This is a genomic window from Chitinophaga sedimenti, assembly GCF_023156195.1.
Taxonomy (GTDB): Bacteria; Bacteroidota; Bacteroidia; order Chitinophagales; family Chitinophagaceae; genus Chitinophaga; species Chitinophaga sedimenti.
In genome coordinates this window covers 4,370,815-4,393,523 of record NZ_JAKUKA010000001.1, presented here as the reverse complement: position 1 = coordinate 4,393,523, position 22,709 = coordinate 4,370,815, and the positions used below count along the sequence as shown (strand labels likewise).

Genomic DNA, 22,709 nt, shown 5'->3' with positions numbered 1-22,709 from the left:
TGGCCTTGTGCCAGCGGCCGGGGCGGGAACGGATTACACCCATATCGATACGGTATATAGAGCATACTCCATGCTGTATCGCCTGTATGTAGATGACCTGTTGGGTTACACCCACTTTATTGGCGAAAGCCAGCCGGGAGATGATCTGAACTTTATGCGTTTTTCCAGCACAACGGAAGTCCTACGCGACAGCCTGGTGCAGGTGGTGCGGCTTACGTCTACGGAGGAAGCAAACGTCAAATTTATCAATATAGAACGGCTGGAGGCCGGCGAATGGAAAGCTGGGCAACAGTTCCCCGCACAAGGTGCCGGTTATCAATATGTTTATCGTGATACGATCTATCGTAAGGATGCCACAACCTACCGCGTACGGTTGACGGATATTCATAACCAGCATTTCGGAAGGGATACACTCGTGTTGGCAGGCGATGAAAATTATGATCAGCCATTTGAGATGACTTCCTTCGTGGTAGCCCGCAATGGCGCGGCGCAACAACTGAACTGGAACACCAGCAAAGAGTTCCGTGGCGACAGTATGTTGGTCCAACGCCTGCAAAATGGCGGCTGGATACAGTTCGCGGCATTGCCGGCAACAGGCGCGGGTAATTATAGTTATACTGATACTACTTACAGGCCGGGTGCGGTAACGTATCGCATCGGTATGAAAGACGTGGATGCGCGGGTGTTTTATAGTGATGTGCAGCCGCTCGATGCGGATACAAATTACACGCAACCTTTTGTGGTGAAGGGTTTTGTCGTAACGCGCGACAGTCTGACGCAACAACTGGCATGGAATACGGGAAAAGAGTTCCGTCTCCGGCACATTTTCGTTCAACGAAAAGTTGCTTCAGGCAACTGGAACAGCATCGATACGTTGATAGCAGCGGGTGTACCACGTTCTTATGCATTTACAGATGCTTCCTACTCGTCGCAGCCCACTTCTTACAGGCTGGTGGGAATGGATAGAGACGGCCGTACTTTCAACAGTGCGCAGGTGGATATTGCGGCAGATGCAAACTATGCAGAACCGTTCGTGCTTTCCAGCTTCACTGCCGTACGCAGCAACCTGCAACAACAACTGAACTGGCGCACCAGCAAAGAATTCCGGACAAAAGATTTCAGCATTCAACGTAAAGAAGAAAACGGTACCTGGAAGGAAATTGGCGTAAAAGTCGCTGCCGGCGTTCCTGCTGATTATACATTTACGGACACCGCTTACACGCAGCTGGCCGTTACGTATAAACTGGTGATGGCCGACAAAGATGCACGTACGTTTAATAGCGCGGAAGTGTCTGTAGCTGCGGATCCTACCTATACCGAAACCTTTAAGCTCGGCACACTGGTAGTTGAACAGCAAAAAGACAAACAGATATTAAACTGGAGCACCGACAACGAATGGAACATCGACAGCTTCTACGTGGAGCGCCAGATAATTCCTGCAACCAACGGGCGTGTAAGCAAAGATGGTTGGGAAATTATCGCGGTGCTTCCGGCAAAAGGTGGTTCTTCTACTTATGCTTATGTTGATGTGGTGGCACAGGATAAACAGACTGCTTACCGCATCACGGCACTTGACAAACTGGGCCGCGACTTTACCAGTCAGAATGTGATCCTCACACCGGACCTGAGTTATCGCAACGCCTTCAACCTGAAAAACTTTACCCTGAAGGCGCAAAGTGCGGCAAGATTACTCGAATGGAGTACCAGCAGCGAAAATGGCGCCGCCAGCTTCGAGATCGAACGCAGTACTGATTCCGTAGCCTGGAAGAGCATCAAAACGATAACAGCTACCGGTAATTCAGATGTTGCGGTGAATTACAGCTTCATCGACGAATACAACACCGGCACCATCTGGGTTTACTATCGCCTGGTGATGATCGACAAAGATGGTGCGCGCAACCTTAGCAACGCACTGAAAATGGTTGCCCTCATTACCGCACTGCCAGACGATCCGCAGCAGTCCACCGGCAAAGTAGCCGCCTTCCCGAACCCGGTAAGCAACAGCTTTAAGATCAGCGGGTTTGCAAATGGTGTGCAGGTGGAAGTGTTTAACAGTCTTGGTGTACAGGTGTACTATAACAAGCAATATAGTGGCGGGGAAATCAACGCCTCAGCGTGGCCCGCAGGCATGTACTACATTGTACTGAATAAAGGCAGGTATCGCCTCAGTCTGATCAAATTATAATGACTTAAGCCCGTTCATTTCGAACGGGCTTTTTCATTTATACCCAATTAGGTAACACGAATATGTTAGTATGTGGCGTCCCATAGTTTGTAATTTCGCCTCCGATTATTGTTAACCATCCCTGTGCAAGAACCAAGTAACGCAGCTTATCAATTAGTGAATAACCGGAGAATGCACCCCTATACCGTTGTTTTCCCGGCGCATAAACGCAACGCATGAAGAAATTTTTTACACTTTTGCTGGTGATGATGATCGCCGGTATTACCTCTCTTAATGCCCAAAATTTCAACTGTTGGGGAAGGACTTATTCGATCGTGGTTTTGGGAAGTTCTACCGCCGCGGGAACAGGCGCCAGTAAACCCGACAGCGCGTGGGTAAATATTGTCAAAAAGTATTTCTCTGACGAAAACAGTCCTTTTACCACCGTGCATAACCTCGCGGTAGCAGGAACGGTCACTTATAACGTGCAGCCTTCCTGGTATGTAAATACCAATGTGCGTCCGGCGCCAAACCCCGAAAAAACATTTCTTACGCACTGAATACATTGAAGGCCGATGCGGTAATCGTCAATTTTCCTTCCAATGATGCGTCCTCACGATACACGCTGGATGAGCAGAAAGCGAACTTTGAACGGATAGCGGCGACGTGCGACAGTATGAATGTGCCGCTCTGGGTAACCACTACGACCGGTCGCGATACGATGTGGGGCGCCTCCCGCGTGCCACTGGTGCAGATGCGTGACTGGCTTAAAACGCGTTTTGGGGCTAAGTGTATTGATTTCTGGACGGGGATCGCGAAGGATGATGGTACCATCATCGACAGTTTGGGAAGCGGCGATGGCATCCACTTTAATGATAAGGCCCATCGTTTAATGGCCAATAGGGTCATGAAAGCGGGAATATTGGATACGCTTTGTAAAGGAGCTTCTGAGGCGGCTTATTTTACGGCAACGCTGCATAATGGCAATAGTGTGTCACTTAATTGGAAAACCACGCGCGAACGCCGTATCAGCTACTTTTATGTTCAAGCCAGTTCCGATGGTGATAACTGGCAAACGTTGGTCGACCATGTGAATATTCCCGCGAAAGGGCCTGCATATGCAGGCAATACTTACCAGCTGGTGACAACACATAACGCTTATTATTACCGTATTGTAGCAATGGATCATGCCAATCGTGGGTATGAAGTGTCTGTTACCGGTTACACACCGCCGTCGTCCTGGCAACCTTATCAGGTTACAGGATTCAAAGCTGTTGCTGATTTTAACCTGGTTAAAATGGATTGGTCAACGCCCACCATCGGGAAGTTGAAAACCATGTTGATACAGCGTAGTCTTGACTCTGCGCAGTGGGTCGATGTAAAGTCGTTCACACCTGGCTTGCCTTACGTGTACAAATCTGATGATGACGCATCACCTGATAAAGTGAAGTGGTATAGGATCCAGTCAGAAGATTCCTCCGGGGTGAAACGATATTCAACTGCGCTGAAAGTGGTGCCCGATACAATGTATTTTAATCCCTGGAGAATTTATTCGCTGACTGCCAGCATTAATAGCGACCGGGCAATATATGTTGCCCTATCGACGACGATCAGAAAAGGCCTGAACTACACGCAGCTGCTTCGTTCGGCTGATAATGGGCTGACATGGGATACAGTTGGCTCCAAAAGATCACAGCAATATAACAATGGAGCACATTCGTCGAGGGATGATTTCTATGACGTCGTATTTTACGAAAAGGACGTACAATACAAAGTTTTTGCGGCAGATACACTCGGTCGTGTATTTTATACTCAGGCCGTAACACTACCCGGTGGCACGCGTCACGCTAAATATAATAAATGGGAGGCTGCTGCCGATTTCGGTAATGTTGTTTTAAACTGGCAGACTGCCTTTGAAACAAAGACGCTACGATTTGTTATCAGAAGAAGTGCTGACGGCTTCAAGTGGGATATTATCGGCGCAAAACCTGCTGCCGGTAACTCGACCGATATCAGGGATTATACACACACTGATTTGCGTGTACAACAAATTCCGTTGTATTATCAGATAGGCGTAGAAGACAGCGCCGGGCGTCACGTTTACGCTGCTGAAAAGTTACTGGTAACTCCCGACAGCATGTACGCCCAACCCTACCGCCTGCAATCCTTCACCGGCACACAGGACGCCAACCAGCAAACATTGGAGTGGCGCACTTCCGTCGAAAAGAAAACCGCCCGCTACGTGGTAGACCGCAGCGATGACGGCACCACCTGGCGTACAGGCATCGATACGGTAGCAGCGGGCACTGCCCCAACCGGTCGCAGTTACAGCGTCACCTATACTTACAATATTTCCACCACCACTAAAAACGTGCATTACCGCCTGCGTCTCATTGACTCGCTGAACCGCACGCCCTTCCTGGTAGGCACGGTGAAAATCGTCGCAGACACCAACTTCGCTAATCCTTACCGGTTGGCGGGTCTCGCAGCGGAACGCAACCTTACCAGTCAATCCATTACCTGGAGCACTTCCAAAGAATGGCGTATGAGTCATTATTTGCTGGAGCGCAACGTGGCAAACACCGGCTGGACTAAGATAGATTCACTGCCCGCAAAAGGTACGTCGGAAACGTTAAGCAATTATGCCGCAACCGACACTTCCTACAGCGAGAAAAATATCAGCTACCGCGTTCAGATGGTAGACAAATATGGACGCAGCTTCACGTCACCGGTGTTAGCGCTGGCCGTAGACTCCAACTATACCCGATTTTATAAACTGGCCGCCTTCACTGCAAAACGCGATGGTAACCAGCAAACCATCGACTGGAGCACGTCCAAAGAATGGAATACCGTGAAGTTCCGCATTGAAAGGAACTTCGGATTGGGTTGGGAAATACTTGATTCCGTAGCCGCCGCCGGTATCGCAATGCAGGGCCGGACCTATGCCTATACAGACACGGCCTACAAATACCAGGAAACTTACTATCGCATCACGGTATTCGACAAGTTTAATCGCTCCGAAAGAAGCGGCGAAGCCTGGGTGAAAATGGACACCAACTACGTTACCCCCGTTCGGTACGCCACTTACGGTGTAAGGCGCGAACTGGACAAACAGGTAATTTCCTGGAACACGACGAAAGAATTTAAACTGGCACAGTTTAACATCCTGCGTATCATCGGCGGTAAACTCACCGCTATTGATAGTGTAAAGGCGGCTGGTCCCGGTGAATATCAATTCACGGATACGGCTTATTCCGAACTGGAAACGTATTACCGCATCCAGGCGAAGGATGTATTTGGGCGTGCCTTCCTGTCGGATGAGCGGTTCGTAAGGTCGGACACCAACTTTATTACGCCGGTCCGTTATGCGGAACTTTCAGCTGCCCGCGAGTATAAGAAGCAGATATTGAGCTGGACAACCTCCAAAGAGTTCCGTACTAAAACATTTGCGATTGAACGCAGGCAGGGCAATGGCGCCTGGGAACAGGTAACCACCGTACCGGCAGCGGGCATGACCGGAAAAACATATGCTTATACAGATGAAACGCACCTGACCGGCGCATTAACTTATCGCCTCGTCATGACAGACGCATCCGCCCGCACGTTCAATTCGCGCGAACTGTCGTTGCCGTCTGATACCAATTATATTACCCCGGTCCGCTTGTCTTCCTTTACCGTGGCGCAGCAAAAGGAGAAACAGGTGATCAACTGGTCTACTTCAAAAGAATGGAACCTCGATAGTTTTTATGTAGAGCGCAAAGCACCAACCGCAGTCAACGGCCGCAGTCGGGAAGCGGGCTGGGATATTATCGCAGTGGTGCCTGCAAAAGGTGTAGCTTCCGAATACAGTTATACCGACATAGAAACGCAGGAGAAACCTGCCACGTACCGCGTAACCGCGCACGACAAAGATGGCCGTGATTTCACCAGTCAGCAACTGGTCCTGACGCCGGACCTCGGCTATCGCAACGCCTTCAACCTGAAAAGTTTTACGTTAAAGAAAGGCCAGAACACGGCGCGCCTCCCGGAATGGAGCACCAGCAGCGAAAACGGTGCGGCCAGCTTCGACATTGAGCGCAGCACCGATTCAGCCACCTGGAAGAGCGTTAAGGTAATAGCGGCTACCGGTAATTCCGAGGTAGTCGTGAATTACAGCTTTACTGACGAATACAACACCGGCACCGTTTGGGTATACTACCGCCTGGTGATGATCGATAAAGCCGGCGCCCGCACGCTCAGTAACGCACTGAAAATGGTGGCCCTCATCACGGCCCTGCCTGACGGCCCGCAACAGCCCACTGGTAAAGTGTTTGCGTTCCCCAACCCGGTGAGTGGCAGCTTTAAGGTAAATGGCTTTGCAAACGGTGTGGACGTGGAAGTGTATAACAGCCGCGGCGTACAGGTGTATTACAATAAGGCGTATCGCGGAGAGGAAATCAACGCTTCTGCATGGCCCGCCGGCGCCTATTACATAGTGCTCGGTAAGGGCAGGTATCGCATCAGCCTGATAAAGCTATAGCAGATAAATTGGTTAACACCTTGGCCCGTTCAGCTCCATTCGGCTGAACGGGCTTTTTTACCGTGAAATGAAGAAAAATTAAGGGTGATCACATGAATGTGCTATATGCTAGGGTAGATTGTCGGCGTAATTTTATCGTATTGCCCCAATCTCGTTAGACGAATAATTTTTCCATACCTGTTAAAGAACCCCGGAAACTTCGATTTTTTATTGAGCCTCAAAACTTGTTCCGCATGAAACAATTTTATGCGCTGGTGCTGCTTGCATTGCTCACCACCGCCTCCACGTACGCCCAGGTCTGCACCGACAAAGGTTTCAGACTGGTGATTGTGGGTTCATCCACTGCTGCCGGCTGGACCGGCCCATCGCACATCGACAGCTCGTTCGGGCGCCGGCTTAAACGCCACCTGGAAGCCATTCACCCGGATTGGCGCGTGTACAACATTGCTTCCAGTGGCATTAACAGCTACAGTGTACAACCTACCTGGTACAAACCGCCGGTGATTCCCGGAGATTCTCGTCCCTCGCCCGATCCGTCAATCAACATCACCCGCGCGATCAATGAGTACAGTCCCGATGCGATTTTAATCAGCCTGCCTTCTAACGACGCGGCTTCCGGCTACCCGTTATCGGAGCAGCAGGCGAACTTTAACCGCATATGGGCTACGGCCGATTCGATGAACATCGCGGTATGGGTTACTTCCACACAGCCGCGCGACCAGATGTGGGGAGCGCCGCGGCAGCCATTAATGGATATGCGCGACTGGCTGGCCACCCGCTTCGGCGCAAAGTACATCGACTTCTGGACAGGATTTGCGAATAGCGATGGTACGATCAATCCGACTTATGCTTATGGTGATGGCATTCACCTGAACAATGCCGCACACAAAATCATGTTTGATCGCGTGGCGGCAGAAGGTATTCCGGACACGCTGTGTAAAGGACCGATCCGTTTGCAGTTGCTCGGCGTAACGGCCGCTGGTAGTGGCCGGCAGGTCAGCTGGACCACCACCGGCGAACGGCTGATGTCGAGATACATCGTGCAGCGCAGCGTTGATTCGCTGGCCTGGGATTCGATCGGTGTGGTAAATGCAGGTGGCAGTAATATTGCCACGCTGAATTACACATATACTGATAACAGCACACAGACCACCGCGATCTATTACCGCTTAAAACTCCGCGATACACGCAACCGCCTTTTTTATACGAAAGGAGTTAAGTTTGATGCGCAGCCTGCACCCTACGCCCTCACGTATTTCAACGGCGCCCCGGGATACGATACGGTACGTCTCAACTGGGGCACCTCGTACGAAACCAAACTGGGCGTATCAAAGTGCAACGCAAAACCGCTACCACGTCCTGGAAGCAGATCGCCGATGTGCAGGCATTCGGGAACTCGACCACGCAGCGTACATACAATTATACAGATACTTTAACATCAGACACCGCGCGGTTTTACAGGCTGCATTTTTCCGATAGTACCGGCCGGCAGTACTTTACAGACAGTATTTACGTACTGGCCGATAGCGGTTACTGGAAACCTTTTGTCTGGCAAAACTTCGCGGTGCTGGGTACGGACACCGCTGCTCAGCTCAGCTGGCAAACCAAAAGAGAAAAGTATGCATGGCAGTTTGTAGTACAACGCAGCGCTGGCACAGGCTGGGTAAATATCGATACGATGCCGGCTGCCGGTCGTTCTGCAACGTTGCGTAACTACACCTCCGCCGACTACAGCCGCTTTAGTTACGATGTGCATTATCGACTTGAAATGGAAGATAGTTTGAACCGCAGTTTCTATAGCGATTCCATCAAACTCCTGAAGCCGCAACCCGCTTTTGTGCTGGACAGCTTTAGTGTTTCCGCCGATTGGGACCAGCGTAAAGCTGGTTGGAAAACGAGCTCCGAATATAACGCGCTTAAATTCTACCTGGAAAGAAGTGCCGATTCGCTGAGCTGGAGTACCGTGGGTACAGTGAATGCAACGGGTACTTCTTCCACGCCGCGCTATTATATGTATGTTGATAAGCCCGTACCGCAGCAGGTTTTCTTCTATCGTTTACATATGGAAGATAATGCCTCCCGTCACTTTTATTCCGCCGGCGTAAAGGTACAGCCGGACCCCGCGTATGCGCAGCCGTTTACGTATAGCGGCCCAGCCGTTAGCCGGCAGAATAATTTGCCCTATCTCCAATGGAGTACGACTAAAGAAAAGAACACGCTGCACTTTACCGTGCAACGCCGCCTGGCTGCTACCAGTTGGACGACGGCGGGTACAGTCTCGGCTGCGGGTAACAGTAACACCTTACGCCAGTACAACTTCACCGATAACAGTGTGTTTAATGAGGATGTGTTTTATAGATTGAAGATGGAGGATACCAGCCAGCGCTCCTTCTACACGGATTCCGTGAAGCTGGAGAAACTGGTGCTGCCTTTTGTATTGACCGCCTTCAGCGGCGCTGCGGATTATGATCAGCGCAACCTAAGCTGGTCCACCTCCAGCGAAAATGGTTCCCTGCGTTTCATCGTGGAGCGTAGTGCGGATTCGCTTGCCTGGAGCGCAAGAGGCAATGTAACCGCCGCTGGTACCGCATCTGCAGTAACTAATTATACATATGCCGATAAGAATGTAACGCAGCAGGTATGGTACTACCGCCTGCACATGGAAGACACATCCGGTGTGCACACCTACAGCGCCGGTATTAAAATTCAGCCGGACCCGCTGTACGCACAGCCGTTCACATACGCCGGTCCAACCGTAACGAAAGTTGGCAGTTTCCCGTACGTGCAATGGAGTACTACCCGCGAAAAGAATACTTCGCAGTTTACGGTAGAACGGAGCTTTAACAACACCAGCTGGACGAGCGCCCGCATTGTGGCCGCTGCCGGAAACAGCACCACCACACGCAATTATAACTATACGGATAGTACGGCTTATACGCAAAACGTGTACTACCGCCTGAAGATGGAGGACACCGCACGCCGCGTATTCTACAGCGCTTCCGTAATGCTGGCTTATGCAACAGGTCCGTTCAACCTCACCAGCTTCTCCGTTACCCGCGATTACGATGATGCATACATGGCCTGGAGTACCGCGAGTGAAACCAATACGGCTAAGTTTGTGTTGCAGCGTAGTTCAGATTCTTCCGTATGGCAAATTCTCTCATTCGTCAACGCCGCAGGAACCAGCACCACCACGCGCAGCTATGCGTACAAAGATCCGCTGGTGCCTTCGCAAACATTCTTCTACCGTCTGAAAATGGAAACGACGAACGGCGCAGCCACCTACAGTCCTGTCGTGAAAGCCGCGCCGGATCCGGTGCAGCTGCAGCCGATCAACCTGGGTTCCTTCACAGCATTACTGGTGGCGGGTAAACCCAATGTTTCCTGGACGACGACGATAGAAAAAGAATCTTCTAAATGGTTGCTGCAACGCAGTACCAATGGCTGGTCATGGACGACCGTCAACACGCAGAATGCTGCTGGTCGTACGCTTACAGGCGCCAGTTATAGTTATAACGATAACTTTACGGTGACTGCTGCCACCTACTACCGCCTGCAGTTGAAGGACTCCGCATCTCGCAGCTTCAACAGTGCAAGCATTACCGTAACGCCGGGATCCGGTGCCAGGTTAGCGTTTGCCGCATCTGTTCAGGAAGAAAGTGTACAGCCGGTGCAACTTGCTCCCAATCCCACCAGCGGCAACTTCCGCATCCTGGGTTTGCCGGCCGGCGTGCACAACGTGGATGTATTTAATAGTAATGGACAGCTGAAATACCGCGACCGTGGCTACGAAGCCGGTTCCGTCATCGACGGGTCGGAGTGGACTGCGGGTGTATATTACGTGCTGGTAGATGATGGAAATATCAGGCTAAGACTGATAAAACAGTAACCAGGCGAAATGATCGCATACGAAACGGGCTGCCTGGCAAACGGGTGGCCCGTTTTGTTTATATTCCTTATCTTGGACGCTTACACAAGCAAATTTGTTTATGAAGAGATTACTGCTTTCAGCCCTGCTGCTCGCAACCATCCCGGCGTGGGCGCAGGACGAGCTTAAATACCAGCGGCCTCCCGCGGAGATCTATGACCGGCCATGGCGGCGCCAACACCCGCGGTGAGCTTTAACGAGAGGGGAACGATGATGCTGCTGCTCGGCCGCAGCACTTACCCGACCATCGAGGAATTGTCGCAACCCGAGTACCGGCTCGCCGGTGTGCGCATTAATCCCGCTACGTTCGGGCAAAGCCGTAGTAGTTATTATACGAGTATTACCGTAGTAGACCCGCTGACTAAAAAGCAGTCGGCTGTAACGGGCCTGCCGGCCGGTGCCCGCATTGGTGCGATCAGCTGGTCGCCGTCCGGGAAATACTTTGCATTCCTGGTGACGGGCAACAACGGTATCACTTTATGGAAAGTAGATGTGGTTACCAAAGTGGCCGCGCAGGTAAGTACGAGAAAGATCAATACGATACTGGGCAATCCCATGGCCTGGTTAAGTGATGATAAAATTTTGGTGCAGGCGGTACCCGCAGGCATTGGTGCACCGCCGCAGAAGCCGCCGGCGGCCGAAGGTCCCACCGTACAGGAAACCAGTGGCAAAGCTGCTCCGGCTGCCACTTTCCAGGATCTGCTCAAAAATCCTTATGATGAAAAATTATTCGATTATTATTTTCAGACAGAACTGGTAATTGTTGGCACAGGTGGAGAGCAAACCATTGGCGCGGCGGGTATTTATACTTCCGTGCGGCCGTCGCCAGACAAGCAATACCTGCTGGTGCAGCGGTTACGTAAGCCGTATTCGTACCTCGTGCCGGCAGAACGGTTCCCGACCAATATAGAGCTCTGGAAAGTATCCGGCGAAAAAGTAAAAACGCTCGCGGAAAATCCATTGGATGAAATTCGTCCGACTGGTTTTGATGCGACCGTGAGTTTCCCGCGCAGCTTTAACTGGCGTGCCGATGTAGCGGCTACTGTCGTATGGGCGCAGGCGCTGGACGGCGGCGATCCGCGTAAACGTATTGCAATAAGGGACGAAGTAAAAATGCTGGCGGCGCCTTTTGATGGCGAACCGGTTTCCCTGGCGCGTACTGCCATGCGCTACCGTGGCATCATGTGGGGCAATGCGCAACTGGCGCTGTTGTCCGAAGGCATGCGCAGTTTGCAAAAATCGAAGATGAGCAAAATTGATCCTTCTAATCCGGCGAAAGAACCGGTAACATTGATCGAGCGTTCTGATAACGACCGTTATAACGATCCCGGCGATCCGGTAACCGTGAAGAGCAGCTTCGGTACGAACGTGCTGTATATTTCTCCCGCTAAAGAATTGCTGATGACGTCTGACGGTGCATCGCCGGAAGGTGATATGCCGTTCCTGGCGTCTTTTGGTCTGGAAACCGGCAAGCAGAAAATACTGTGGCGCAGTGCTGCTCCGTACTATGAATCTACCGTAGAAGTGCTCGACCCCGCAAAACTGCAGATCGTGACCAGCCGGGAGTCGGTGGAGGAGCCGGCGAATTATTTCCTGCGCGATATCAAAAAGAAAAAATCAACCCAACTTACTTTCTTCACCCATCCGCAACCGCAACTGCTGGGGGTACAGAAACAATTGCTGAAGTATAAACGCAAAGACGGCGTGGACCTGACGGCCATGTTGTACCTGCCGAAAGGCTACAGTCCTGAAAAGGACGGTCGTTTACCGGTATTGATGTGGGCGTACCCCGTGAGTACAAAAGTGCGAGCGATGCGGCGCAGGTGCGCGGTTCGCAATATCGCTTCACACGTGTGGGTTACGGCTCCGCGATCTTTTGGGTAACGCGCGGTTTCGCGGTGATGGACGCTACTGAAATGCCGATCGTGGGTGAAGGGAACAAAGAACCGAACGACAACTTTATTGAGCAGGTGGTGATGAATGCCGAAGCGGCCGCCGATAAAATTACCAGCATGGGCGTGGGGGATAAGAACCGGCTGGCCGTTGGTGGCCACTCGTACGGTGCGTTCATGACGGCGAACCTCATGGCGCATACGGACATTTTTAAAGCCGGTATCGCAAGGAGTGGCGCATACAACCGCACGCTTACGCCGTTTGGTTTCCAGAACGAGCAGCGTACCTACTGGCAGGCGCCCGAGGTATATTATAAAATGTCTCCCTTCTCTTATGCCGATAAAATTAAAGAGCCTTTGCTGATGATCCACGGTGAAGCGGATAACAATTCCGGTACTTTCCCGATTCAAAGCGAAAGGTTGTACAATGCCATTAAAGGCAATGGCGGAACGGTACGGCTGGTATTCCTGCCGCAGGAAAGCCATGGCTATGCCGCAAGAAAGTGTACTGCACATGCTGTGGGAAATGGACCAATGGCTGATGAAATACGTGAAAGACGCGAAATAACCTTTAGAGCCGGGCATATCGCCCGGCTTTTTCCCCTAAAATGACACCTATCTATGAAAACCGTTTTCTGGCCGTGACCTATAAAAACGGTCTGTAGCTGACGAAGCATCCGTAGCTGCCAAGCCGTAATTCCGGACGCGCGGCGTTCATTACCGAACATGTATATGATTTAGATAATATCTAAATGTGTTCATTAATAGGTAGAAAGATTTTGGTATACGGGATGCAGGCATAGCTTACCCAAACCTAAAACCAAATGTTCAGGAACTATTTAAAGATCGCCTTCCGCAATTTGAAGCGCAACAAAGCGTACGCGATCATCAATATTGCGGGACTGGCCACGGGCATAGCTGCCTGCGTGCTCATTTTCCTGGTGCTGCAATTCCAGTTGAGTTTTGATAATTTCCATCCGGATCGCGACCGTCTTTACCGTGTAGTGGTAGCGGATACCGGCTCCAATGGCCCTAACCTCAATGATGCGGTATCATTACCCTGGCCGGGCGCCTTTAAACAGGAACTCGCGCAGTTCGAATATGTAAGCGGCGTGGCCACGACTGGTGGCGACCAGATCCTCATCAGGGATGGCAGCGGCGAGCCCAAGAAATTTTCGCAGGACAATGTGTTTTTCGTGGACCCGGATTTCTTCAGCATGACTGGCTTTAAGTTCCTGGCCGGTGATAAAAATGTGCTGTCCGATCCGAATAATGCCATCCTCAGCCGCGCCACCGCCGAACGTATGTATGGTAGCTGGCAGAACGCGCTGGGTAAAGGTTTCCGTTATCGCAACCGCCAGGATTGTAAAGTGGCGGCCATTATAGAAAATCCACCCGCTAATACAGACTTCAATATCCAGATGGCTTTTCGCCATCGTAATACCTATTTCGGCGGATTTGATGACTGGGTGAGTATAAGCAGCGGCTCTAATTTGTACGTGAAGCTGCGCCCCGGCGTATCGCAAGAACTGGCGCGCCGCGAAATGCGGGCGCTGATACTGCGGCACACACCCGACTCTAAGCGTACGCCGTTGCTGCAACCCATCAGCGAAGTGCATTTCGACGACCGTTATGGTAACCTGAGTAATACGATCGTTACGGCTAACAGCCGGCTTGTTTTAATATTGATCGGCTCTTTCCTGCTGATCACTGCCTGCGTTAACTTCATCAACCTGGCTACGGCACAGGCGGTGAGCCGTTCCCGCGAGATAGGCGTACGCAAAACATTGGGCAGTACCCGCCGCCAGCTAATCGTCCAGTTTATGAGCGAAATGCTGCTCATTACGGTTACGGCTATGTTTATCGGCGCTATCATTGCCATCATCACGCTTCCCTTCGTGAATGACCTGATCGACACACGCGTTCGGCTCGGTGTTGCTAATATCCTGCCTTTGCTGCTGTTCCTCATAGGGATAACATTGGTGGTAACTATTTTATCGGGCTTCTACCCGGCTATTGTGCTCTCGGGCTTTAACCCGGTGATGGCATTGAAAAACAGGATTACCACCCGCACCATCGGAGGTCTGTCCCTGCGCCGCGTACTCGTTGTATTCCAGTTCATGATCGCACAGGGGCTGATCATTGGCACCCTGGTGGTGTTGAAGCAAATGAATTATTTCCGCAGTACGCCTATGGGTTACAATAAAGAATCAGTAGTAAATGTGCCCGTCCCGCCGGATAGCGTCAGCCGCTCCAGGATAGCCGTGCTGCGCCAGCAGCTGCTGGAATATCCGGGGATTACGATGGTGAGCGCCAGTTCTGTTACACCATCGGACTACGGACATTGGTGGTCCGGCTTCCGCTACGATACTGTTGGGGAAACAGATTGGGCTACTACGATCAAGTGGGCGGACGGCGACTTCTTTAAGGTGTACGATATACCTTTTGTGGCCGGGCATAATTTCACGACAGCATCGGACTCCGTACGCGAGTTTATTGTAAATGAATCATTGGTAAATAAACTGGGATTAAAAAGTCCGCAGGACATCATCGGTAAAAGAATCAATTTATGGGGCAGGATGGAAGCGCCGGTAGTAGGTGTAATGAAGGATTTTCATAGCAGCTCGCTGCATTCAGCGATCGCGCCGGTTTTGTTATCGTCCAACCTGCGCCAGTACGGTGTATTAAACATCCGCCTCGCTACGGCCAATGTAAAACCCGCCATGGATTACATCGAGAAACACTGGAACGCCGCTTATCCCGATTACACGTACAGCTACCAGTTCCTCGACGATAAGGTGGCCAGCTTCTACCGCGAAGAACAGCAAACGGCTACCGTATACGAAATCTTTGCCGGCATTGCCATCTTTATTTCCTGCCTCGGCTTATACGGCCTGGTATCGTTTATGGCCGTACAAAGGCAAAAGGAGATGGGCATCCGCAAGGTGATGGGGGCTTCTGTAGGGAATATCCTCTATCTGTTCTCGCGTGAGTTTACCATGCTCACCATGATCGCCTTCGTAATTGCCGCGCCGCTGGCGGGGTATTTCATGAATTCGTGGCTCGAAAATTTTGAGTTCAGCATTCATCTAGGTGCAGGCATCTTTTTAGCCGCCATCGCATTGTCTGTGATGATCGCCTGGATTACCGTAGGCGGCCGTGCGCTCAGCACTGCACTGGCAAACCCCGTTAAAAGTCTTAAAGCAGAATAATACCCGCCAATTTCACAAGCAGAAGAAAAGAAGCCGGGGGCGTAACAGCTCCCGGTTTTCTTTTTCCGTTTAGCCCATCCTACCGTAAAAATCATTTCTATTGCTTATTTTACAGGATAACGATTTGTTAGCTTTGGCCTAAATGTCATGTCAGAGATCCTGAGTACGGACGACAACTTACGTATATGGTGGGAGGCGGTGCTGAACGGGGATACGATGGCTTATTCACACGTTCATGAACTGCTGCACCCGGTATTGTACCGGTACGCCTTTGCCATGCTTAACGACGAGGCACTGGCCGGCGACGTGCTCCGTGAGTTGTTTATTAAAATCTGGTTCAGGAAAGAGAAGATAGGCGTCCTGCAAAACGTGCGTGCTTTTTTCCTGACAGCGCTCCGCCGCCAGGCACTGAACCAGCTTCGCAGTCTGCGCCGCCTGCAGATTCTACTCCCTCCGAACCCGACATTGAATTTTCTGCCGAAGACATTATCGTTGCCGCCGAACAGCAGCAGGATATCCGGGAAAAGCTGGCCCGTTACCTCAACGAACTCCCAAAACGGCAAAAGGAAGTCATCTACCTGTATTATTATGAAGAGCTTTCCTACGAGGAAATTGCCGATGTGATGGACATTAATTACCAGTCGGTATTGAACGTGATGCAAAAAGCCCTGAAACAATTACGCGGACTCATATCTTCATTCTCGCTACTGGGGCCGGTTTGGCTGGCTGCGAGAAATATTTTCTAAAATTTTTCGAAAAAGGGGTATCCCGCAGGATATTTCGGTGTCTTACTATCAAAAGCACGCAAATATGGACGAGCGTTCCGTGCCAGGAAAGGATGGAGCTTTACCCATCCGGTTCAGGCGAAAGCCGGTCCCGGAGGAATTGACGAAGGAAAGCTGGAATAATGTGGAAGCGGGCATCACCGCGGCGCCGGTTGCCGACAGGCAGCGCGTCCGCCTGCGCCGTGTTGTGGCTGCGATGTCGGTTTTGTTAGTGCTTGCCGCGGGTAGTTATTTAGGCTACATGGCCTATTGCTCCCGCACCACCACCATCGCCACTGCCTATGGCGAAATTAAAAGGTGATGCTGCCGGATAGTTCCGTGGTGTACCTGAATGCAAATTCGTCGCTCCGCGTACCCGAAGTCTGGGATTCCCGCGAAGCCCGCACCGTGTGGCTAAAAGGGGAAGCGTATTTTGAGATCACGAAAAAGCCGGGTGCCGGCAATGCACAGTTTATCGTACATACCGAAAGTGTAGATGTGGAAGTACTGGGAACCAAGTTCAATGTCAATGTGCTGACGCAGAAAACCACGGTATCGCTTAAAGAAGGGAAGGTACAGCTTACCGGTAAAGAGCGTCCCGGGCCGTATTTGATGAGTCCCGGCGACGAGGTACAGGTAACAGAAAGGAAAAATTATCATAAGGTGTTTACCAACGTGGAGCAAATCGCAGACTGGCGCAACCACCGCTATCACTTTGACAATACAACGCTGGCGGATATCACGGAATTGATTCGCACCCGGTTTGGTTATGAAGTAGTGATCGCCGACGAATCCCTGAACAGCCGGGGTATCAGCGGTGACTTGTCTGCCCGCGACATTGACCAGTTTGCGAAGGCCTTATCAATTACCATGAATATTTATATTGAGAAGAAAGATCAACAATTGATTTTTAAACCAAAAAACTAAATCTGCTTATTACTTTTTTTTGCTTACTGCAACTTTGATTATGAGAAAAAAAAGTCTCCGAAAGGGAGAAGTTTATTGACCTTTTAAGAACACAGGACACTCCTGGCAAACAAACACACCAAATCGGAAAGCGGATAGAAAGTATCCGCTTGCTTTCACTTAAACTTTTTAATACACGTATCAACTAAAATTTAAACTGGTAGAAGAAAGAAATCCTTAACGCTCATAAACAAATTCCACATCATGAAAAAGCGAATTTTGTTTTGCCGGCAAAGCCTGCTTGTCACGGCTTTTGCAGCAATCAGTTATTCGTCGTATGCGGCCCTTCCGCAAGACCTGGCCCTTACCCGGGCACCCCATACCGTTAAGCAGGGCGATAAGTCAAAGAAAACGCTCGTGGCCTTATTAAAAGAAATTCACAAGAACTATAAAGTTGACCTGTTATACGAGGCAAAGAAACTCCCCGATGTAAAAGTGTCATTCGATCCCGCCCGCTACCGGAATGTTGAAGATATGTTGCGCGGTTTGCTGTCGCCGCTGGGATTGGATGCGCAGGTAGTGCAGCCGAATACGTATGCCATAGTGCCGGCGCGCCAACAGATGCGCCGCGTACCAATAGTCCGGTGCAGCCTGTGCAGAAAGATAAAAAAGAGGACCCGCTGCTACTGATGTCCGTGCCGAAAGGAGGTTCCAGCCAGTCGTTTAACCAGGTGGCCGACACCGTTCGGTCTGCCCATGTAACCGGGACCGTTACCGACGAGACTACCGGCGATCCCCTCCTGGGTGTAAACGTGATCATTAAAGGAGAAAATCGCGGCACCCAGGTAAAAGCAGATGGCAGCTTCGGCCTGGATGTGCCCGTAGGTAAAACCCTTGTGTTCTCGCTTATTGGCTACGACGCAAAGGAAGTGCTGGTGACCGGCGCCACCACGCTGAACATGCAGCTGGTAGCCAGCAATAAATCCCTGAATGAGATCGTGGTGGTAGGGTATGGCGCGCAGAAAAAGAGCCTGGTGACCGGTGCTATTTCTTCTGTTCGCGCGGAACAGATTGCGACCGTTTCGAGCAGTCGTATTGAACAGGCGCTGCAGGGGCGTACACCCGGTGTGAGCGTTTTGCCTGCCTCCGGTTCGCCTGGCAGCGGCATGCGGGTAAGGGTGCGCGGTACCGGTTCCAACGGATCCGCGGAACCGTTGTATATTATTGATGGTGTGCGCGCAGGCGGCATCGAATACCTCGATCCCTCTGAGATCGCCAGCGTGGAAGTGCTGAAAGACGGCGCCTCCGCAGCGATTTACGGGGCGGAAGGCGCAAATGGCGTAGTGATCATTACCACGAAAACCGGTAAAATTAATTCCAGCGAAATCAACTTTTCCATGCAATACGGCCAGCAGTCGGTGAAAAACCCGATGAAGCTGATGAACGTAGAACAATACGCCACTTACCTGAATGAATCCAGTACAGCCAACCGTCCAACCCCGGCGGATGTTAACGGCGTGAAAGGCACCGACTGGCTGGATGAAATATTTACGACCGCCCCCTGCAACGTTATGCGCTGAACCTGAGCGGTGGCACGGAAAAATCAGCTTACCTCATCGGCGGCACCATCTTTTCGCAGGATGGCGTAGTCGGCGGGAGCAAAGCAAAGTTCGACCGATACACGCTGCGCATCAATACCGATTACAAAATCAAGCCCTGGCTGAATGTCGGTAACCGGTTTTCCTTCTCTCATTTTAAAAGAAGAGGGGTGACAGAAGATTCTGAATTTGGTGCGGTGATCAATAACGCGATCCTCATGGACCCGATCACCCCCGTTATTTATACCGGCACCCTGCCCGCACACGCCCAGTCGGCGCTGAATGCAGGCAATCCCCTGAGCCGCGATGAAAATGGTAATTACTACGGCATCTCCGATTTTGTAAAAGGCGAAATTTCCAACCCCATCGCACAAATGCACAACACCCACCAGGAAACCAGGCAAAGCAAGGTTGTAGGCAATGTGTATGGCGAACTGGAACCTATTAAAGGACTGAAACTCACCACCCGCTTCGGCATCGACGCTGCCTTCCAGCGCAACCACTCCTGGTCGCCTACTTTCTGGTACTCCTCAGAAAGACTAAACACTGTTTCCAGCGTAACCGACAACAACGAAAACTGGTTTAACTGGCAGTGGGAAAACTTTGCGAACTACAGCAGGAAGTTCGGTAAACACAACCTCTCGTTACTCGCCGGCATGTCGGCCATCAAGATGGGATATAACCGCCTCAATGGCAGCTCTTCCGGTATGTTTGCGGAAGAGGACAAGTTCGCTTACAGCGATTTTACGCCCGATGATGTAGACCGTATTGCGGGACAGCAGAACTACAAACAGCTGCTTTCCTATTATGGCCGCGTGATTTATGATTACGACGATAAATACTTGTTGAACGTGACGGTGCGCCGTGATGGCGGTTCTGTGCTGCCGCCGTCGAACCAGTGGGGATTGTTCCCGTCTGTGTCTGCGGGCTGGGTAGTGTCGAATGAATCTTTCTTTAAGGAATCGGTTCCGGTGATCGATTACCTGAAGATTCGCGCCAGCTGGGGAATTAACGGTAGTTTGTCTAATATCGGCATTGGCCAGTGGGCTTCTGTCATTACCGCACAGGGCCTGCGTTATCCGGATGCAAGTGGCGCATTCCTCGTAGGGGCAGAAGCGGCGAACATCGCTAACCCTGCATTGAAGTGGGAAGAAAGCAATCATATCGATATCGGTTTCGATTTGATGATGTTCAATAACAAGGTGAATCTATCGGTAGATTACTATAATAAGACAACTAAAGACCTGATTTCGCCGGGTACAGCGCCGGGGTTCGCAGGCTTTGCACTGCCTTTTGTGAACAGCGGCGACGTGCGTAATAAAGGTATAGAAATTGACCTCGGTTACAGGAACGATGACAACGAATTTAAGTGGGAAATCGGCGGTAACCTGGCCACACTAAATAACGAGGTGACTTACCTCAACCCGTTCGTACAACGCTTGCCGGGTACGGGCCTGGGCACCGGTTATACGGCTACTTTCTTTGAAGTGGGATACCCGATCTGGTATTTCCGCGGCTACAAAACTTCCGGTATTTTCCAGGACCAGGCGGAGATCGATAAGTACAAAGCAACTACCGGCATCACCGGTTATAATCCCAAACCCGGGGATCCGATCGTGGTGGATGTGAACGGAGATAAATCCATTTCCAACGCCGACCATACTTTCATCGGCAGCCCGCATCCGAACCTGCTTTACGGCGGCCGTGTGAACTTGTCGTACAAGGGTTTTGACTTCCTGATGTTTTTGCAGGGACAGGCTGGCAATGATATTTTCATGGGCTTTAATCGTGTAGACAGGCCCACCGCGAATAAACCCGCGTTCTTCTACAATAACCGCTGGACTGGCGCAGGCAGCACCAATACCTGGTTCGCGGCGAATACCAACAGCGAGTTTGTATACAATTCAGATAAGATGATCTTCAATGGCTCCTACGCCCGCATCCGTCAGCTGCAACTGGGTTACTCCCTGCCGAAGCCGCTGCTGACACGCGCAAACATCACGCGGGCGCGCCTTTACGTGTCGCTCGACGATTTCTTCACCTTCACCGATTACCCGGGTATGGATCCCGAAGCGGGCAGCAACAATGCCAACAGCCTGGGTATCGACCGCGGTGTATACCCGATTCCGCGTAAACTGATGTTTGGCCTGAATGTGAGTTTTTAATCTGAAAAACACGTTATCATGAAAAATTCGATTCTTAAAATAGCTGCACTTAGTTTCTCCACGTTCATGCTGACCGGTAGCTGCTCCAAGAGTTTCCTTGACCAGGAAATTCCTGGGCGGCTACCTATTGATGGCTTCTACAAAACCGATGCAGATGCGATGCAGGCCACTGTTGCCATGTACGACTTCCTGTCTGAGCACTACAATTTCGGATGGTCCAGTATCACCTTAGTAAAAACTTTTCCTTCGGATGAAAGTAATGCCGGCGGTAACGGTCCCGGCGACCAGCCCGGCTACCAGGCGCTCGATGATTTTACTTTCGATTCGCAGAATGAAGCGGTATTTGGCGCCTGGCGCATGACCTATTACACCATTGCCCGCGCTAATCTAGTAATCAACAATGTAAAACCTGAAAACGCCCTGCGCAAAAGGCTTATCGCCGAAGCGAAGGCCATGCGGGCATACAACTATCTCGAACTGGTGAGTCTTTGGGGAGATGTGCCCGTTGTAACAAAAGCCATTTCGTTGAGCGACTTCCAGAAAACACCACGCACACCCGCTGTGGATGTATATGCGCAGATCGAAAAAGACCTGAATGAAGCGATACCTGATTTGCCGTTGAAAAGCGAATATAGCGCCGCCGATCGGTTTCGGCTGTCTAAAGGCACTGCGCAGGCTATTCTTGGTAAGGCATTGCTGTACCAGAAAAAATGGGCGCCTGCCGCAGCCCAATTCGATCTCGTGATCAAGTCCGGCCAATACGACCTGGAACCCGATTTTGCGAAGGTGTTCTCCTTGCAAGGCGAATTTGGGATCGAGTCTTTGTTCGAAGTGAACTACGTGTCCAATGTGCCTTATGACTGGGGCAATTTTCCCTGGGATAATGGCCGCGCTTTGGAAAGCAATATTCATATTCAGCTGATGGGGCCCCGCGCCGATTATTATAAGAAGGCGCCGGCCGATTCGCTTATCGCAGGCTGGGGCTTTAATCTTCCTAAGAAATCATTGTATGATGCTTACATAGCAGCAGGTGACGTAAAACGCCGCCAGAATACCGTGATGTCCGTTGCCGAATTGAAGGCCGCCGGTGGCGACTGGACCGACCCAACCAGCTGGGATTTTGAGGGTTACCTGCAACGTAAGTATGGTTCTTACCAGGGGCAGACCAACGGCTCCGGTGGTGCGGTGGCGGAGTTGAACTATGGTACGAACTGGCGTTTGTTACGTTATGCCGATGTGCTGCTGATGGCCGCAGAGGCTTACTATCGCGCGGGGGATGAAGATCGCGCCCGGACAGAATTAAAAAAGTACGCCTCCGTGCGAACCTCGGCGAGGTAACCGCTTCGGGTAACGCATTGTTCGAGGCAATTGTAACAGAGCGTCAGCTGGAACTTGCTTTCGAGGGCTACCGTTATGTAGATCTGGTACGCTGGGGCAGGGCGGAGGCCGTATTAGGCCCGCTGGGCTTCGAACCAAATAAAAATGAAGTATTGCCGATTCCCAATAACGATGTACTGGTGGCTGGGATAAAACAGAACCAAAATTATTAACCACTCAGTTT

Annotated in this window: 17 protein-coding genes; all 17 read left to right on the top strand. The window is 51.1% G+C overall.

The genetic code is table 11. The features are described from left to right. The first annotated feature begins 7 nt into the window (after nt 1-7). The 17 genes from MKQ70_RS41495 to MKQ70_RS24975 all read left to right on the top strand — a co-directional run bounded on the left by MKQ70_RS41495 (nt 8) and on the right by MKQ70_RS24975 (nt 22,698). Nucleotides 8-2,185 (top strand): T9SS type A sorting domain-containing protein, encoded by a 2,178-nt coding sequence (locus MKQ70_RS41495; RefSeq protein ID WP_248075116.1) that lies wholly within the window; start codon nt 8-10, stop codon nt 2,183-2,185. Nucleotides 2,186-2,400: 215 nt separating this feature from the next. Continuing rightward, on the top strand, nt 2,401-2,724 hold the full coding sequence (locus tag MKQ70_RS25050; RefSeq protein WP_248075114.1) for an SGNH/GDSL hydrolase family protein: 324 nt from the start codon (nt 2,401-2,403) through the stop codon (nt 2,722-2,724). A gap of 5 nt (nt 2,725-2,729) precedes the next feature. Then, nucleotides 2,730-6,683, top strand: a complete 3,954-nt coding sequence (locus tag MKQ70_RS25045) for a T9SS type A sorting domain-containing protein (protein ID WP_248075112.1) — start codon at nt 2,730-2,732, stop codon at nt 6,681-6,683. Between the two features lie 233 nt (nt 6,684-6,916). Further along, complete coding sequence (locus MKQ70_RS25040; protein WP_248075111.1) at nt 6,917-8,119, top strand: SGNH/GDSL hydrolase family protein; 1,203 nt, start codon at nt 6,917-6,919, stop codon at nt 8,117-8,119. Further along, nucleotides 8,017-10,572 carry a T9SS type A sorting domain-containing protein gene (locus tag MKQ70_RS41490; protein ID WP_248075110.1) on the top strand — a complete coding sequence of 852 codons (2,556 nt, stop codon included), beginning with the start codon at nt 8,017-8,019 and terminating at the stop codon, nt 10,570-10,572. The genes MKQ70_RS25040 and MKQ70_RS41490 overlap by 103 nt, the downstream gene beginning before the upstream one ends. 204 nt (nt 10,573-10,776) lie before the next feature. After that, complete coding sequence (locus tag MKQ70_RS25030; RefSeq protein WP_248075109.1) at nt 10,777-12,495, top strand: TolB-like translocation protein; 1,719 nt, start codon at nt 10,777-10,779, stop codon at nt 12,493-12,495. Further along, nucleotides 12,465-13,115: an alpha/beta hydrolase family protein gene (locus MKQ70_RS25025; protein ID WP_248075108.1), complete on the top strand. Its 651-nt coding sequence runs from the start codon at nt 12,465-12,467 to the stop codon at nt 13,113-13,115. The genes MKQ70_RS25030 and MKQ70_RS25025 overlap by 31 nt, the downstream gene beginning before the upstream one ends. A gap of 212 nt (nt 13,116-13,327) precedes the next feature. Further along, complete coding sequence (locus tag MKQ70_RS25020) at nt 13,328-15,715, top strand: ABC transporter permease (RefSeq protein WP_248075107.1); 2,388 nt, start codon at nt 13,328-13,330, stop codon at nt 15,713-15,715. Nucleotides 15,716-15,862: 147 nt separating this feature from the next. Further along, nucleotides 15,863-16,339 (top strand): RNA polymerase sigma factor, encoded by a 477-nt coding sequence (locus tag MKQ70_RS25015; protein WP_248075106.1) that lies wholly within the window; start codon nt 15,863-15,865, stop codon nt 16,337-16,339. After that, the gene (locus tag MKQ70_RS25010; RefSeq protein ID WP_308199534.1) at nt 16,231-16,461 is read left to right on the top strand and encodes a sigma-70 family RNA polymerase sigma factor; all 231 of its coding nucleotides are present in this window, start codon (nt 16,231-16,233) and stop codon (nt 16,459-16,461) included. The genes MKQ70_RS25015 and MKQ70_RS25010 overlap by 109 nt, the downstream gene beginning before the upstream one ends. 64 nt (nt 16,462-16,525) lie before the next feature. After that, on the top strand, nt 16,526-16,801 hold the full coding sequence (locus MKQ70_RS25005) for a hypothetical protein (protein WP_248075105.1): 276 nt from the start codon (nt 16,526-16,528) through the stop codon (nt 16,799-16,801). Further along, complete coding sequence (locus tag MKQ70_RS25000) at nt 16,801-17,406, top strand: FecR family protein (RefSeq protein WP_248081635.1); 606 nt, start codon at nt 16,801-16,803, stop codon at nt 17,404-17,406. Before MKQ70_RS25005 ends, MKQ70_RS25000 begins: the two co-directional genes overlap by 1 nt. Nucleotides 17,407-17,649: 243 nt before the next feature. After that, on the top strand, nt 17,650-18,075 hold the full coding sequence (locus MKQ70_RS24995) for a hypothetical protein (RefSeq protein WP_248075103.1): 426 nt from the start codon (nt 17,650-17,652) through the stop codon (nt 18,073-18,075). Then, on the top strand, nt 18,039-18,965 hold the full coding sequence (locus tag MKQ70_RS24990) for a TonB-dependent receptor plug domain-containing protein (RefSeq protein ID WP_248075101.1): 927 nt from the start codon (nt 18,039-18,041) through the stop codon (nt 18,963-18,965). Before MKQ70_RS24995 ends, MKQ70_RS24990 begins: the two co-directional genes overlap by 37 nt. Beyond that, a complete protein-coding gene (locus tag MKQ70_RS24985; RefSeq protein ID WP_308199533.1) occupies nt 18,932-21,148 on the top strand; it encodes a SusC/RagA family TonB-linked outer membrane protein in 2,217 nt (738 codons plus the stop codon). The genes MKQ70_RS24990 and MKQ70_RS24985 overlap by 34 nt, the downstream gene beginning before the upstream one ends. Nucleotides 21,149-21,166: 18 nt before the next feature. Next, complete coding sequence (locus MKQ70_RS24980) at nt 21,167-22,486, top strand: RagB/SusD family nutrient uptake outer membrane protein (RefSeq protein WP_248075099.1); 1,320 nt, start codon at nt 21,167-21,169, stop codon at nt 22,484-22,486. Nucleotides 22,487-22,503: 17 nt separating this feature from the next. After that, nucleotides 22,504-22,698 carry a RagB/SusD family nutrient uptake outer membrane protein gene (locus MKQ70_RS24975; RefSeq protein WP_248075098.1) on the top strand — a complete coding sequence of 65 codons (195 nt, stop codon included), beginning with the start codon at nt 22,504-22,506 and terminating at the stop codon, nt 22,696-22,698. The last annotated feature ends 11 nt before the right edge of the window (nt 22,699-22,709 follow it).

Bases quoted from the DNA above. Each gene is read 5' to 3' on its own strand.
- MKQ70_RS25040 (WP_248075111.1), top strand. From the start codon at position 6,917: ATGAAACAATTTTATGCGCTGGTGCTGCTTGCATTGCTCACCACCGCC.
- MKQ70_RS25050 (WP_248075114.1), top strand. From the start codon at position 2,401: ATGAAGAAATTTTTTACACTTTTGCTGGTGATGATGATCGCCGGTATT.
- MKQ70_RS24995 (WP_248075103.1), top strand. From the start codon at position 17,650: ATGAAAAAGCGAATTTTGTTTTGCCGGCAAAGCCTGCTTGTCACGGCT.
- MKQ70_RS24980 (WP_248075099.1), top strand. From the start codon at position 21,167: ATGAAAAATTCGATTCTTAAAATAGCTGCACTTAGTTTCTCCACGTTC.
- MKQ70_RS25005 (WP_248075105.1), top strand. From the start codon at position 16,526: ATGGACGAGCGTTCCGTGCCAGGAAAGGATGGAGCTTTACCCATCCGG.
- MKQ70_RS25000 (WP_248081635.1), top strand. From the start codon at position 16,801: ATGCTGCCGGATAGTTCCGTGGTGTACCTGAATGCAAATTCGTCGCTC.
- MKQ70_RS25030 (WP_248075109.1), top strand. From the start codon at position 10,777: ATGGCGGCGCCAACACCCGCGGTGAGCTTTAACGAGAGGGGAACGATG.
- MKQ70_RS25015 (WP_248075106.1), top strand. From the start codon at position 15,863: ATGTCAGAGATCCTGAGTACGGACGACAACTTACGTATATGGTGGGAG.
- MKQ70_RS25020 (WP_248075107.1), top strand. From the start codon at position 13,328: ATGTTCAGGAACTATTTAAAGATCGCCTTCCGCAATTTGAAGCGCAAC.